This window comes from Duganella guangzhouensis (assembly GCF_009674535.1).
GTDB lineage: Bacteria > Pseudomonadota > Gammaproteobacteria > Burkholderiales > Burkholderiaceae_D > Rugamonas > Rugamonas guangzhouensis.
The window spans coordinates 14,740-28,405 of sequence record NZ_WKJK01000001.1 but is presented as its reverse complement, the minus strand read 5'-3'; the positions used below and the strand labels follow the sequence as shown (position 1 = coordinate 28,405).

The 13,666-nt window shown below is 61.9% G+C and carries 10 protein-coding genes; all 10 read right to left on the bottom strand.

Annotated elements, in window-relative coordinates:
- Positions 1 to 8 precede the first annotated feature (8 nt).
- The 10 genes from GJ699_RS00095 to GJ699_RS00050 all read right to left on the bottom strand — a co-directional run bounded on the left by GJ699_RS00095 (position 9) and on the right by GJ699_RS00050 (position 13,666).
- Complete coding sequence (locus tag GJ699_RS00095) at positions 9 to 488, bottom strand: DUF4149 domain-containing protein (protein ID WP_154371922.1); 480 nt, start codon at positions 486 to 488, stop codon at positions 9 to 11.
- On the bottom strand, positions 488 to 964 hold the full coding sequence (greA, locus tag GJ699_RS00090; RefSeq protein ID WP_154371920.1) for a transcription elongation factor GreA: 477 nt from the start codon (positions 962 to 964) through the stop codon (positions 488 to 490). The genes GJ699_RS00095 and greA overlap by 1 nt, the downstream gene beginning before the upstream one ends.
- A 100-nt stretch (positions 965 to 1,064) precedes the next feature.
- Positions 1,065 to 4,283 carry a carbamoyl-phosphate synthase large subunit gene (gene carB, locus GJ699_RS00085; protein WP_154371918.1) on the bottom strand — a complete coding sequence of 1,073 codons (3,219 nt, stop codon included), beginning with the start codon at positions 4,281 to 4,283 and terminating at the stop codon, positions 1,065 to 1,067.
- Positions 4,284 to 5,447, bottom strand: coding sequence for a glutamine-hydrolyzing carbamoyl-phosphate synthase small subunit (gene carA / locus GJ699_RS00080; protein WP_154371916.1), 1,164 nt, complete (start codon positions 5,445 to 5,447; stop codon positions 4,284 to 4,286).
- Positions 5,448 to 5,640: 193 nt separating this feature from the next.
- A complete protein-coding gene (locus GJ699_RS00075; protein ID WP_154371914.1) occupies positions 5,641 to 6,048 on the bottom strand; it encodes a toxin-antitoxin system HicB family antitoxin in 408 nt (135 codons plus the stop codon).
- Between the two features lie 123 nt (positions 6,049 to 6,171).
- Complete coding sequence (locus GJ699_RS00070; protein ID WP_154371912.1) at positions 6,172 to 6,582, bottom strand: GlcG/HbpS family heme-binding protein; 411 nt, start codon at positions 6,580 to 6,582, stop codon at positions 6,172 to 6,174.
- A 16-nt stretch (positions 6,583 to 6,598) separates the two neighbouring features.
- Positions 6,599 to 7,519: a patatin-like phospholipase family protein gene (locus GJ699_RS00065; protein ID WP_154371910.1), complete on the bottom strand. Its 921-nt coding sequence runs from the start codon at positions 7,517 to 7,519 to the stop codon at positions 6,599 to 6,601.
- A gap of 125 nt (positions 7,520 to 7,644) precedes the next feature.
- Positions 7,645 to 9,006: a Gfo/Idh/MocA family protein gene (locus GJ699_RS00060; RefSeq protein ID WP_154371908.1), complete on the bottom strand. Its 1,362-nt coding sequence runs from the start codon at positions 9,004 to 9,006 to the stop codon at positions 7,645 to 7,647.
- Between the two features lie 14 nt (positions 9,007 to 9,020).
- Positions 9,021 to 12,329: a TIM-barrel domain-containing protein gene (locus GJ699_RS00055; protein WP_154371906.1), complete on the bottom strand. Its 3,309-nt coding sequence runs from the start codon at positions 12,327 to 12,329 to the stop codon at positions 9,021 to 9,023.
- A 14-nt stretch (positions 12,330 to 12,343) separates the two neighbouring features.
- On the bottom strand, positions 12,344 to 13,666 hold the full coding sequence (locus GJ699_RS00050) for a DUF3472 domain-containing protein (RefSeq protein ID WP_229261868.1): 1,323 nt from the start codon (positions 13,664 to 13,666) through the stop codon (positions 12,344 to 12,346).

Here is a 13,666-nt window from a genome sequence, read left to right as displayed (position 1 = left end):
GGATCACATTACTGCTTCACCACCAGCCAGGCGGCCAGCAGGCTTTGGATCAGATAAATCACGCTGGAAATGCCGTGCAGGACGCCAAAGCGGTTTTTCGCCGCCTCTTCCATCACCCCACCCGGCCCCGCCGCCGCGCGCAGCGACGCCATCATCGGCTGCAGGCCGAAGTGCGACACCAACGTACACGCCAACATCACCAGCACGATAATCAGCAAGGTCTTGCGCGACTTGGCCGCCATATTGGCCGCCGGACCGGCAAAAATGCCGCCATTGCTGGTCTGGGTGGCCCCCAACAGCACCAGCATCACCAGTGCGCAGACGATCGACAGCCAGGCCTGGTTGGTGAATAAATTACCGGCGATGGTGCCGGCCAACACGCGATCACTCAGCGTGGCGAACAGGGTCGGTGCGGCCAGATAGCCTACCGCCCAGAGACTGCCAGCCCACAGGGTGGCAACCAGCAAACGGGTGCGGGCAAGTAGCATCAGACGTAACGGACTTCCAGGATTTCATATTCGCGCGGGCCGGCTGGGGCCTGCACTTCCACCACGTCGCCGGCCGATTTGCCGATCAGCGCGCGGGCGATCGGCGAGGTCACCGATACTTTGTTCAGCTTGATGTCGGCTTCGTCGGTGCCAACGATCTGGTAGCTGACGTTGTCGCCGGTTTCCAGGTCTTCCAGATCGACGGTGGCGGCGAACACCACGCGGCCTTCGGCGTCCAGCGTGGTCGGATCGATGATCTGCGCGGCGCTCAGCTTGCCTTCCAGTTCCGCAATCCGGCCTTCCACAAATGCCTGGCGCTCCTTGGCGGCATCGTACTCAGCGTTTTCCGACAAGTCGCCATGCGAGCGTGCTTCGGCAATCGCGTCGATCACGATACGGCGTTCTTTGGTCTTCAACTGGTGCAACTCTTCTTTCAGGAGTTCTGCGCCGTACTTGGTAAGTGGAACTGAAGTCATGTTATTTATTTACTCTGTTTTTACAATGGAAAACCACAGAGGCCGCGCCGTCTTGCCTGCGCGAGCTCTGTGGTCCGGGTACTACCTAAACCTTCAAGGCTTAGTGTAAGGTTTTATGCAGCCCTTGTAAATCGTACACTTGCAATTCGTCGAGATGACGGATGCCTTCCACCGCCGCTTCAGCGCCGGCGATGGTGGTGTAGGTGGTCACGCGCGAGGCCAGCGACGAGGTGCGGATGGCACGCGAGTCGATAATGGCGTTGCGCTTCTCTTCCACCGTGTTGATGACCAGGACGATTTCATGGTTCTTGATCATGTCGACGATGTGCGGACGGCCTTCCACCACTTTGTTGACGGCGGCGACCGGAATCCCGGCCGCCGCGATCACCGCTGCGGTGCCTTTGGTGGCTGCCAGCGTGAAGCCCATGTCGACCAGGTCGCGCGCCACTTTGACGGCGCGTGGCTTGTCCGACGATTTCACCGACAGGAACACCTTGCCCGACTTCGGCAGCTTGACGCCGGCGCCCAGCTGCGATTTGACGAAGGCTTCACCGAAGGTTTTACCGACGCCCATCACCTCACCGGTCGATTTCATCTCAGGGCCGAGGATGGTGTCGACGCCGGGGAATTTCACGAACGGGAACACGGCTTCCTTGACGCTGAAGTAAGGCGGCACCACTTCCTTGGTAACGCCCTGCTCCGCCAGCTTCTGGCCGACCATGCAACGCGCGGCGATCTTGGCCAACTGCAGGCCGGTCGCTTTCGACACGTAAGGCACGGTACGCGAGGCGCGCGGGTTCACTTCCAGCACGTAGACCACGTCCTTGCCGTCCTGTTTCTGAATCGCGAACTGCACGTTCATCAGACCGACCACGTTCAAGCCCTTGGCCATCAGCGAGGTCTGACGTTTCAGTTCATCGATGGTTTCCTGCGACAGCGAGTACGGTGGCAGCGAGCAGGCCGAGTCACCCGAGTGGACGCCAGCTTGTTCGATGTGCTCCATCACGCCGCCGATGAAGGTGGTGTCGCCGTCCGAGATGCAGTCGACGTCGCACTCGATGGCGTCGTTCAGGAAGCGGTCCAGCAGCACCGGCGAATCGTTCGATACTTTCACGGCTTCGCGCATGTAGCGCTCCAGGTCGCGCTGCTCGTGGACGATTTCCATCGCGCGGCCACCCAGCACGTAGGAAGGACGCACCACCAGCGGGTAGCCGATTTCCTGTGCCAGCGCCAGCGCGTCCGCTTCGGTGCGCGCGGTGCGGTTAGGCGGCTGACGCAGACCCAGGTCTTGCAGCAGCTTCTGGAAACGCTCGCGGTCTTCGGCGGCGTCGATCATGTCCGGCGAGGTGCCGACGATAGGCACGCCATTGGCTTCCAGGTCCAGCGCCAGTTTCAACGGGGTCTGGCCGCCGTACTGCACGATCACGCCAACCGGTTTTTCCAGTTCGACGATTTCCAGCACGTCTTCCAGCGTCAGCGATTCGAAGTACAGACGATCCGAGGTATCGTAGTCGGTCGACACGGTCTCTGGATTGCAGTTGACCATGATGGTCTCGTAGCCGTCTTCGCGCATCGCCAGCGCGGCATGCACGCAGCAGTAGTCGAATTCGATACCCTGGCCGATACGGTTAGGGCCACCGCCCAGTACCATGATCTTTTTCTTGTCGGTCGGGTTGGACTCGCATTCCTCGTCGTAGGTCGAGTACATGTACGCGGTGTTGGTCGCGAATTCGGCGGCGCAGGTATCGACGCGCTTGTACACCGGACGGATGTTCAGCTCATGACGCTTGGCGCGCACTTCGGCCGGCGTGGTTTGCAGCAGGAAGGCCAGACGACGGTCCGAGAAGCCCTTCTGTTTCAGCTTGTACAGCACGTTCTTGTCCAACTGATCCAGCTTCTGGGTGTCCATCCACAGTTCCAGGTCGACGATCTCTTTAATCTGGATCAGGAACCATGGGTCGATCTTGGTCAGCTGGTGCACTTCTTCCAGCGTGAAGCCTTGGGCGAAGGCGTCACCCACGTACCAGATACGCTCAGGACCTGGCTCGCCCAGTTCCTCTTCGATCTTCTCGCGGTCCTTGGTTTTCTCGTTCAGGCCATCCACGCCCACTTCCAGGCCGCGCAGCGCTTTCTGGAACGATTCCTGGAAGGTGCGGCCGATCGCCATCACTTCACCGACAGATTTCATCTGGGTGGTCAGGTGGTGGTCGGCGGTTGGGAACTTCTCGAAGGTGAAGCGCGGGATCTTGGTCACGACGTAGTCGATCGACGGTTCGAACGAAGCCGGGGTCTGGCCGCCGGTGATTTCGTTGCGCAGTTCGTCCAGCGTGAAGCCCACCGCCAGCTTGGCCGCCACTTTGGCGATCGGGAAGCCGGTGGCTTTCGACGCCAGTGCCGACGAACGCGAAACGCGCGGGTTCATCTCGATGACGATCATGCGACCGTCTTTCGGGTTGACCGAGAACTGCACGTTGGAACCGCCGGTGTCGACACCGATTTCACGCAGCACCGCCAGCGAGGCGTTACGCATGATCTGGTATTCCTTGTCGGTCAGCGTTTGTGCTGGCGCCACGGTGATCGAGTCACCGGTGTGCACGCCCATCGGGTCCAGATTTTCGATCGAGCAGATGATGATGCAGTTGTCCGCCTTGTCGCGCACCACTTCCATCTCGTACTCTTTCCAGCCCAGCAGCGATTCTTCGATCAGCAGCTCGTTGGTTGGCGAGGCTTCCAGACCGCGTTTGCAGATCGCTTCGAATTCTTCTTCGTTGTAAGCGATGCCGCCGCCGCTGCCGCCCATGGTGAACGATGGACGGATGATGGTTGGGAAGCCGACGGTCTTCTGCACCGCCCACGATTCTTCCATCGAGTGCGCCACGCCGGATTTGGCGGAGCCCAGGCCGATTTTGGTCATCGCATCCTTGAACTTGGAGCGGTCTTCGGCCTTGTCGATGGCTTCCGGGGTGGCGCCGATCAGTTCAACCTTGTACTTGTCCAGAATGCCGTGACGGTGCAGGTCCAGCGCGCAGTTCAGCGCGGTCTGGCCGCCCATGGTCGGCAGGATCGCGTCCGGCTTTTCCTTGGCGATGATCTTCTCAACCACTTGCCAGGTAATCGGCTCGATGTAGGTGACGTCGGCCATTTCCGGGTCGGTCATGATGGTCGCAGGGTTGCTGTTGACCAGAATGACTTTGTAACCTTCTTCGCGCAGCGCTTTGCAGGCCTGGGCGCCGGAATAGTCGAACTCACAGGCCTGGCCGATGATGATCGGGCCAGCGCCAATAATCAGAATGCTTTTAATATCAGAACGTTTTGGCATTTATTTTTTCTCCGAAGCTTCCATCAGGCCGATGAAGCGGTCAAACAGGTAAGCGACGTCAGTCGGGCCAGGCGATGCTTCAGGGTGGCCCTGGAAGCAGAACGCCGGCGTGTCGGTGCGGGCGAAGCCCTGCAGCGAACCGTCGAACAGCGATACGTGGGTTACGCGGCAGTTGGCCGGCAGCGTGGCCTGGTCGACTGCGAAACCGTGGTTTTGCGAGGTGATCATCACCTTCTTGCTGTCCAGGTCTTGTACCGGGTGGTTGGCGCCGTGGTGGCCGAATTTCATCTTCAGGGTCTTGGCGCCGGAGGCCAGGCCCATGATCTGGTGACCCAGGCAGATACCGAACAGCGGAATCTTCTTGGCCATGAATACCTTGGCGGCGGCGATCGCGTAATCGCATGGCTCAGGATCGCCAGGACCGTTGGACAGGAACACGCCGTCCGGGTTCAGCGCCAGCACTTCTTCAGCGGTGGTCTGGGCCGGCACCACGGTGACTTTGCAGCCGCGCGCGGTCAGCATGCGCAGGATGTTGCGCTTGACGCCGAAGTCGTAGGCGACCACGTGGAATTTCGGGTTTTCCAGCTTGCCGTAGCCTTCGCCGAGCGTCCATTCGGTTTCGGTGTATTCGTAGGCGGCGGCCACGGTGACCACCTTGGCCAGGTCCATGCCGGCCAGGCCAGGGAAGGAACGGGCCAGGTCCAGCGCCTGAGTGACCGACGGTTCGTTACCTTGAGTGCCGGTGACGATGGCGCCGGACTGGGCACCCTTCTCGCGCAGGATGCGGGTCAGCTTGCGGGTATCGATGCCGGCGATGGCGACGATGTTCTCGGCCTTCAGATAGTCCGACAGCGACTGGGTGGAACGGAAGTTCGAGGCGATCAGCGGCAGGTCACGGATGATTAGACCGGCGGCATGCACCTTGGAGGCTTCGACGTCTTCGGCGTTGATGCCGTAGTTGCCGATGTGAGGATACGTCAGGGTGACGATCTGGCGGCTGTAGGAAGGATCGGTCAGGATCTCCTGATAGCCGGTCATGGACGTGTTAAAGACCACTTCACCGGTGGTATGGCCGGCGGCGCCGATCGAAACACCTTTGAAAATGGTTCCGTCAGCGAGGACCAGTATGGCTGGAACGGCGGGGCCAGAAAAAAATGGCGGCAAGGGCAACTCCTGATAAAGTTACCGTAGCTGCGCCACGTCAGACGACCCTCAAGCGACCCAGGAGCTTGCGCGCCACGGGGGAGTTGGTCAGATTGATGATGGATGAGTGGTAGTCGCTACGGTAGAGATGTGATTTGGCTAAACCTTTGAATTATAACCAATTACACCCTATCTGACAAGGCAGCGACGGACTTTATTTGCGCGCCGGATACGCCTCCAGCTGAGGTAAGCCGAGCTTGCCCACATACTCGGAAATCGCCACTGTCAGCAGTTGGTTAACACTACAGCCTTGCATTTGCGCCAACTCGCTGATGTCGCTGTGTAGGCTGCGCGGTATCCGCAACGCGATGCGGCCGCTGGAATCGAACGGCTGCATGGGCTCGGCAATTGGCTGCCCCAACCCCAATGAGGCGGCCAGCCACGCCGCCGCAGCCTTATCGAGATTACTCAGCGCCTCATCCGCAGTCTCGCCCTCGGCAACGCAGCCCGAGAACTCGTGTATATAAGCGGTGTAGCCGCCCTGCTCATCCGGCAGCAAACGGCGCACATATGGACGGGCCAAAATCGCCCTTATTTTGCGTTTACGCCGCTTTGCCGCCATCTCCGCCCCCCCCCCCTGTGCCAACTTGATTAGACCATTCGCAGCGTGGCAAGGTTCCAATAAAAAAACCGCCTGGTGTTGAGCCAGGCGGCATTCTTGGGCTGCGCCCTGGTGGGCGACGGCTTAGTTCAGCGCGGCGATGCCGGCTTTTGCAATTTGTGCATCTTCGGCTGATTTCACGCCCGAGACGCCGACGGCGCCGATGGTGTGGCCGTCGACGATGACGGGCACGCCGCCTTCCAGCATGCCGTCCGCCATCGGCGCGGGCGCGCTCAGGAACGATACGCGGCCGTTGTTGATCATGTCTTCATACAGTTTGGACTCGCGGCGGCCCAGCGCCGATACGCGTGCCTTGGCCGGCGCGATGTGCGACGACAGCGGGTTGGCGCCATCCAGTCGCTGCAACCACAGCAGATGGCCGCCGTCGTCGACGATGGCGATCACCACGGCCCAGTTATTCGCCACCGCTTCCGCTTCAGCGGCAGCAGCGATTTTCTTGACGTCGGCGAGAGTGAGGTATGGCTTGGTTTGCATGATGCTTCCTTATGGTTTACTGAGGTTTACGCTTGGCTTCCAATTTCTGTTTGATCTGCGCCATCACCTGCGCGGCGGCCTGCTCGCCGGCCAGTACCGCCTGATTACGGCCATTGAAGTCATTGCTGGCCATCTTGCCCAGCGGCGGCGTGATGACGATGTCGGCCTCGCGCAGTTCGTAGTCGTTGATGCGCTGGCCCATGATGGAGAAGGTCTGCATGATGACGTCCAGCGAACTGACCGTGGCCTGCACGTCGGCCTGAGTGGAGATGTTGACCGCGATGACAAAGTCCGCACCCATGTCGCGCGCAAAGCGCACCGGCACCGGCGCCACCAGGCCACCATCAACATAAGTATGACCGCTGATGACCACCGGCTGGAACACCCCCGGCACCGCCGACGACGCCCGCACGGCCATGCCGGTATTCCCGCGCTGGAAAAGAATCGGCTTGCCGTCTTTCAGATCGGTGGCCACGGCGCCGAACGGGATCTTCAGCTTTTCCATCGGCTGGTTGTTGACCGCCTTGTTGACGTAGGCCTGCAGCGCTTCGCCTTTCAGCACACCGGTCGATTTACGGAACAGCGGCAGCGCCCAATCGGAGATCGACGCTTCGTCCATCTCCATCGCCATCTTCTGCAACTGGAAGCCGGTGTTACCGGCCGCGTACAGCGCGCCCACCACGCTGCCGGCGCTGGTGCCGACCACGATGTCCGGATAAATACCCTGCGCCTCCAGTGCCTTGATCACGCCGATGTGCGCGAAGCCGCGCGCGGCGCCACCGCCCAGCGCGAGGCCGATCTTGATCTTCTTGGGCGGCAGAGGTTCGGGAGGCGGCAGCACCGCCGGAGTCTCGATGACCGGCGTGGTTTTGCAGCCGACGATGGCGGCTGCGGACAGGGTGGCTAAAGTGGCAAGGGCGAGACGGCGTGATGTCATGAGCAGTGTAGTGAGCGGAATTCAGCGCCCAGATTGTACACCGCCTACGCCACGTCGTCCCGGCGAAAGCCGGGACCCATGCTGAGTTGGCGTTCTATGGGTCCCGGCCTTCGCCGGGACGACGGTCAGTAGCGGTCGTCGAAGGCGAAGATCGGCTTGCGGCTCTTCCACTGGCCGGCGGTGAAGTCCGGGAAATCCAGCGTCTGGAAGTTCTGTGCGATCGACTGCTCGGACAGCGGCGTGATGGCGCTCCAGGTCACCGCGTCGTAAATATCGATCGGCATCGGCGCGCTGGCCTTCAGCGCCTCCACAAACGCGTGAATGACGAAGAAGTCCATACCGCCATGACCGGCGCCCTCCGCATCCTTGGCATACTTGCGCCACAGCGGATGGTCATACTTATCCTGCCACGGCTGGAAGTCATCCCACTGGTGCGGCTTGCTCTTGCCTTCGATGTGGATCGAGTGATTCACATCCATCCACAACCCATCGGTGCCCTGCACACGGAAGCCCAGCGAATAAGGGCGCGGCAGCGAAGTGTCGTGCTGCAGGATGATGGTCTCGCCGTTCTCGCAGGCCAGCGTGGTGGTCACCACGTCGCCCAGCTTGAACACGGTTTTCGCGTTCGGATGATTCGGACCACCTTCCTTGACGACGTAATCATGCAGACCACGCGCCTTAGTGGCAAATGAATTAATCCGCGTGAAGCGGTTGCCGCGATTGATGTTGGTGTACATCGCGCACGGCCCAATGCCATGGCTTGGATACAGCTCACCATTGCGCTGCACCGAATGCTCGGTGCGCCAGCGCGCCTCCGACCAGCCCTTGGTGCCGAACTCCACGCCATCGCCATACGGCTTATCCGGATTACCGCTATTGAACTTCACCGCGCGCAGATCATGCTGATAGCCGCCCTGCAGATGCACCAGCTCACCGAACACGCCGGCGCGCACCATCTGCAACACCGCCATCACATCGCGACGGAAGCACACATTCTCCAGCAGCATATACGGCGTCTTGGTTTTCAGCTGGGTGTTCAGCACATCCCAGTGATCCTGCAGCGTGATGCCGGCCACCACCTCGCAGCCGACCGGGATCTTGGCCTGCATGGCGGCGATGGCCATCGGCGCGTGCCATTCCCATGGCGTGGCGATGATCACGCCATCCAGGCCGCCCTTGTCCAGCATGCGCTTGTAGGCTTGCGGGTCGCGGTCCTCGCCGTAGGTGATCGGCTTCGGCTTGTTATGCTTGGCGACGTTGGCCAGCGCACGACCCAGCATGATCGGTTCGATGTCGCACAGCGCCACTACTTCCACGTCATCGCGACGCAGCAGTTCCTGCAACAGCACCTGGCCGCGCATGCCGGTGCCGATCATGCCGATGCGGACCTTCTGACGCGTGGCGCCGAACGCGGAAGGCAGCATCAAGCCGCCGGCCAGCGCCGCGCCGGCCATCATGAAGTCGCGTCGATTAAATTGATTGCTCATTCGTTTAGCCTCTTTTATTTGTTATTGACTGGAGTGACGCTAGCGCCCTCCGTTCCGATCAGGGCCGCATTGGCCCAGTTACCGCAAACCTGCGCCGGTTTGCTGCCACGCGCACCCAACGTTCGCAGGCTGATGCTGGTCAGTCCGCGCACATCGATTTCCGGCTTAACCACCGCCGGCGCGTTAATCAGGCCACTGTCGTACAGCAGACGCTCGCCGCTCCACACCTGGAATTGCAGTCCGCCCGCGCTGCGGCAGCTGTCGTCCACGCCCAGATCGGCGCGCAGCAGGCTCCATTCGCCGGCCAGTTGCAGGTCGACGCGGCTGCTCGGGCCTACGCCCAGTCCTTTGCGGAACTTCAGGCCATTCATGCGCATCTCGCTGCCGTGCAGCGGCTTATCGCGGTTGACGCCTTTCGGCAGCGCCAGGTCGGACAGGAATTGCTGCAGCTCCGCGCCTTCCTTGCTCTCATGCGCCATCACGTGGAAGGTGGACAGCGTGATCGGACCGACATCGCTGGCGACTGCGGCGTTGAAGGCGCGCGCGGACGGAGCGTTGGCGGCGGTGACCATTGGATCGGTGCTGGCCGCGCCATCGCCTTCCGGGTTCTGCGTGCTGAGGACGCGGAAGCGCAGCAGACGGCCGGCGGTGGGCGCGAAGCTGATGCTTTGCAGTCCCTCCTGCAGTTTCAGTTGTCCGCGCTTGATCGGCGTGCCCCAGTCACCGTTGTTATCGCCCATGTAGATTTCGTAATCGCGCACCTGGCCGTGTTTCCAGTGCTGGTCGTTGCGCGGGGCGATTTCAATGCCGTCGATCAGACGACGTTCGGTAAAGCCGATAACCCATTCGTGCGGACCGCCCTGCACCGCCGGCGTGCGCGGCGTGCGGAACCAGGTGGCGGGATCGTTATCGAACGCGTTTTCCAGCGGCGAGCCGCTTTCTTCGCCCGGACGGTTGATCACCACCATGCCGTCCGCCGGAATGGCGCGGCCCAGCACTGGCGCCGCAGGGAAAGCGTCGTCGGCCAGTGCTGCCGCCGGCGCGGCCTGCAGAATGAAGCGCAGCGGCTGGCGGATGTCCTGGCTGGCGCTCTTCACATGCAGCGTGCCCTGACGCTCGGCGGCGTCGAAGTACCAGCCCTCGCTGGCGGCGTCGAAAGCCGCGCGGTCGGCCAACGCCGGCAGCACCGCGCCGGCTGCACCTTGCGCGACGCTGACCGATGCTGGGCGCTGACGCGTGAGCACACGCAGCGCATAGGCGCGGCGGGTCAGTTGGCCGTCGTAGCTGCCGGTCACCGGCGCCACCTCGACCTGTACGCCATCGGCGCTGGCGTTCATGCGAATGGTCTGCTGGCTGAACGCGCCGTCCTGATAGCGACGCGTGTTACCGTCATCCTCGTACAGCGTGTACTCGGACGCGCCTTGCGGATACAAATCCAGCGTCAGCGTGTCCTTGGGCTTCTGTCCGTCGTACAGCATTTCCGGATACATCGGCAGAATCGCACCAGCGCGCACGAACACCGGCAGCTTGTCCAGCGTCACCGCCAGATCGATATCACGCCCCTCCTTGCCGGCCGTGGCCTGACGGCCATCCCAATAATCGAACCAGCGCCCCTCCGGCAAATGAATCGCACGGCGCCAACCCTGGCTCACAGCCTGGCTGCGATACACCGGCGCCACCAGCAGATCGCGCCCGAGCAGATACTGATATTTGTACGCCTCGCTGTTGGCAGCGGGATCGTTCGGATAATCCCACATCAGCCCACGCACCAGCGGCGCGCCGCTTTGCTCCGCCTCGCGCATCAGCGTGTACATATACGGCGTCAGGCGCATCTTCAACTTCAGATAGCGGCGGTTGATGCTGACATAGGGCTCGGCAAACCACCACGGATGCTTGCGCTCCGCCGCCGACCATCCCGACATCCCCATCAACACCGGCGTAAACGCCTTCCACTGCAAATCACGCGTGAAGGTCTCGGGGCTGCCGCCAAAAATCGCATCCACATCGCCGGCGGCATACGCCTGGCCGGACAAGCCGGAACCGATCAGCGTCGGCACATGCCAGCGGATATAGTCCCAGCTGGCGCTTTGATCGCCGGTCCAGGCCACCGCGTAACGCTGCGTGCCGGCCCAGCCCATCACGGTCCAGATGAACGGGCGGGCGTCGGAGTTATTCAAAATCCCATCGTAAGCCGACTTATTGGCATCCAGCGAGAACTGATAGCCCTTGCCGGTCCATGCCACATCCAGCTTTTGCACGCGAGTGCCGGCACTGCCGACTTCCCACGCCATTTTCTCGACGCCATTCTCGGTCCACAAGCCGGTGCGGAAGCCATATTTGGCCAAGCCTTGCACCGTCTCCGGCAAACCGGAATAGCCGCAGCCATAACCATCGTTCGGCAAAATCCAGCCGCCCGGCATATCGTGCTCGCGATACTGACGCGCCACCGAATCCACCACATCCGGCGTCTTGCCTGTCGGGCCGTCGGTCCAGCCTTTCGGCACCGTGCCCGGCTTCTTCACGTTGTCGCCATCGTTGTAGCAATCGGCGTCGCCGTATTCCAGCGCCCAGCGTGGCAGCATGCGCGCGCGGCCGGTCCATTCGGTATAGCGCGCCAGCACATCGTGCATATCCTTGCCAACGAAGTAGTAGGCATCGAAACGCGCTTCGTCATGCTCCAGCGAGATCTGCTCGCTCTGACGCAAATCGTATTCGCCATTCGACCAGGTATTGCGCAACACGCCCCAACCGCGAGAACTCATCAGAAACGGCGCGGGACTCGGACGATCGCCCTCCTCCCAGCCGCCGGAATACGAAATCGGCAGCTGTTTTCCCTTGAACTCGAAGCGGCCATTCTGCTGGCCGCCGCCGAAGAAGCGTTCCGACTTCTCGCTCGACAGCGTCTGCACGCTTTGCTTGTCGCTCAGCTCCAGCGGCTGCACCTCGCGCCACAGCGGCTGCGTATCACCAGCGCGATACAGCGTAAACCGCAGCGGCTTGCGATCGATGCGCAGGCTCAGTGCAGGAGTGCGGATCAACACATGGTCGGCCTGCTCGCTGACGCTATGCTCAACCGACGCCGCCGGCGTGGCGACCACAATCGCCGCCGCCTTGTCACCGGCGCCGGTCAGCCCCGACTTCGGGCCGGCCCAGATATGCAGCACATCCGCGCGCGGCAGGCTGACCTGCACATGCGCGCCCGTGTCGGTGACCAGATCCCACTGCTGGGCGGCAGTGGGTGTCAGCGTAGTCAGATTGCCGATCGGTGCCGCCAGCGCCGAGACGCTGGCCAACATGGCGACAATCGCTGAAACAGATTTCATTTTGCTCCTTGGGGTTACTGCGGCAGGCTATTAACGTCCACCGTGGGTTGCTGGCCGGTGGCCGGCCGTGTAAAGTTTTGATTCACTGGTACGTAATCGGCAAAGAAGCCGCCGTTACGCAGATAGAACCGGCCGCCATCCAGTCCGCCGGCATAGTCCATGCGCTGCGCATTGGTCACGGTGGCGTCGCCGGTCAGGCGCGCCGTGGTCACTTCGGACCAGGTGCCGCTCGCATTGCGCGCCCACTGATTGCCATACAGGACGCGACGGCCAGTATAGCCGTTGGTATCGCTGAAATTCTCCAGGAACGAGTAGTTCCCGGTCAGATAAGTGCTGGTCTCGGGCCGCTTCCAGGTGGCGATGTAACGCCAGGCGCTGCTCTCCGGCGCATAGAACCAGGCCGAGAAGTTGGTGGCGCCGGCGCCGTCGGGCGTGGCCCGCGTGATGAAGCGGTAGGTGTTACCAGCTACCCAGTTGTACACCAGGTAGCTCTGGCCGCCGGTGCCTTCACCGCCGAAGGTGTTGTCCACCACGTCCGTGCCCTTGCTTACCAGCGTGGTCTTGGCGCCGCTGTCGGCATCCCACACCGAGAACAGGATCCGGCGTTCGGTGCTGGAGTTGACCTGGATGCCGAAGTAACCCTGGCTGAAACCATTGGCCATGAAGTAGGAGCCCACCGGATCCTGTCCGGTCGGGATGGTCACTTCGTTGTAGAAGTACTGGGTATCGGACGGCGTGGTGTAACCCATGTGGACCGATGGCCCGCGCCGCGACCAGTAGTAATTGGCGGCGTCATTGGCGTAGTTGACAGTGGCGGTGGTGGTGACCGTCAGCGCCGACACGTCGCCAAAGTAGCCGCCGTCCTTGCTGATGCCCTGCAGGTCTACCTTCACATAGCCAGGCGCCGCCACGTTGACCGTGCCCACCGCATAAGTCTTGGCGGTGGTGCCAGCCAGCGCCACCGTGAACGGCGTGCCGTTGACGGTAACCCGCACAGTGCTGTTGTTGCTGCCCGCCAGATAGCCGGTCAGGCCGATGGTGACCGAGCCGGCCGACGCCATGCGGAAGTAGGCGCTGGTGACGGCGTTGGCATTACTCCAATTGGCCAGGCCATTATCGTCAATGATCTCCTCCGCCCCGGCCGGTGCCGAGGTGATGAAGGCATTGCCGGCCAGCGCCACGGTGGACGTGGTGCCGGCGGCCACCGTGGTGGTGGTGTCCGTCGCCGTCGCCGCCAGCGATTGCGCGGCCGGTGCGCTGCTGCTGGCGCCATCGCCACCGCAGCCGGCCAGGAACAGTGCTGCTGAATACAAGAACATGCGTCGTTGTTTCATCAT

Coding starts and splice junctions, on each gene's coding strand:
- GJ699_RS00095 (WP_154371922.1), bottom strand. CDS start 488: ATGCTACTTGCCCGCACCCGTTTGCTGGTTGCCACCCTGTGGGCTGGC.
- greA (WP_154371920.1), bottom strand. CDS start 964: ATGACTTCAGTTCCACTTACCAAGTACGGCGCAGAACTCCTGAAAGAA.
- carB (WP_154371918.1), bottom strand. CDS start 4,283: ATGCCAAAACGTTCTGATATTAAAAGCATTCTGATTATTGGCGCTGGC.
- GJ699_RS00075 (WP_154371914.1), bottom strand. CDS start 6,048: ATGGCGGCAAAGCGGCGTAAACGCAAAATAAGGGCGATTTTGGCCCGT.
- GJ699_RS00070 (WP_154371912.1), bottom strand. CDS start 6,582: ATGCAAACCAAGCCATACCTCACTCTCGCCGACGTCAAGAAAATCGCT.
- GJ699_RS00065 (WP_154371910.1), bottom strand. CDS start 7,519: ATGACATCACGCCGTCTCGCCCTTGCCACTTTAGCCACCCTGTCCGCA.
- GJ699_RS00060 (WP_154371908.1), bottom strand. CDS start 9,006: ATGAGCAATCAATTTAATCGACGCGACTTCATGATGGCCGGCGCGGCG.
- GJ699_RS00055 (WP_154371906.1), bottom strand. CDS start 12,329: ATGAAATCTGTTTCAGCGATTGTCGCCATGTTGGCCAGCGTCTCGGCG.
- GJ699_RS00050 (WP_229261868.1), bottom strand. CDS start 13,666: ATGATGAAACAACGACGCATGTTCTTGTATTCAGCAGCACTGTTCCTG.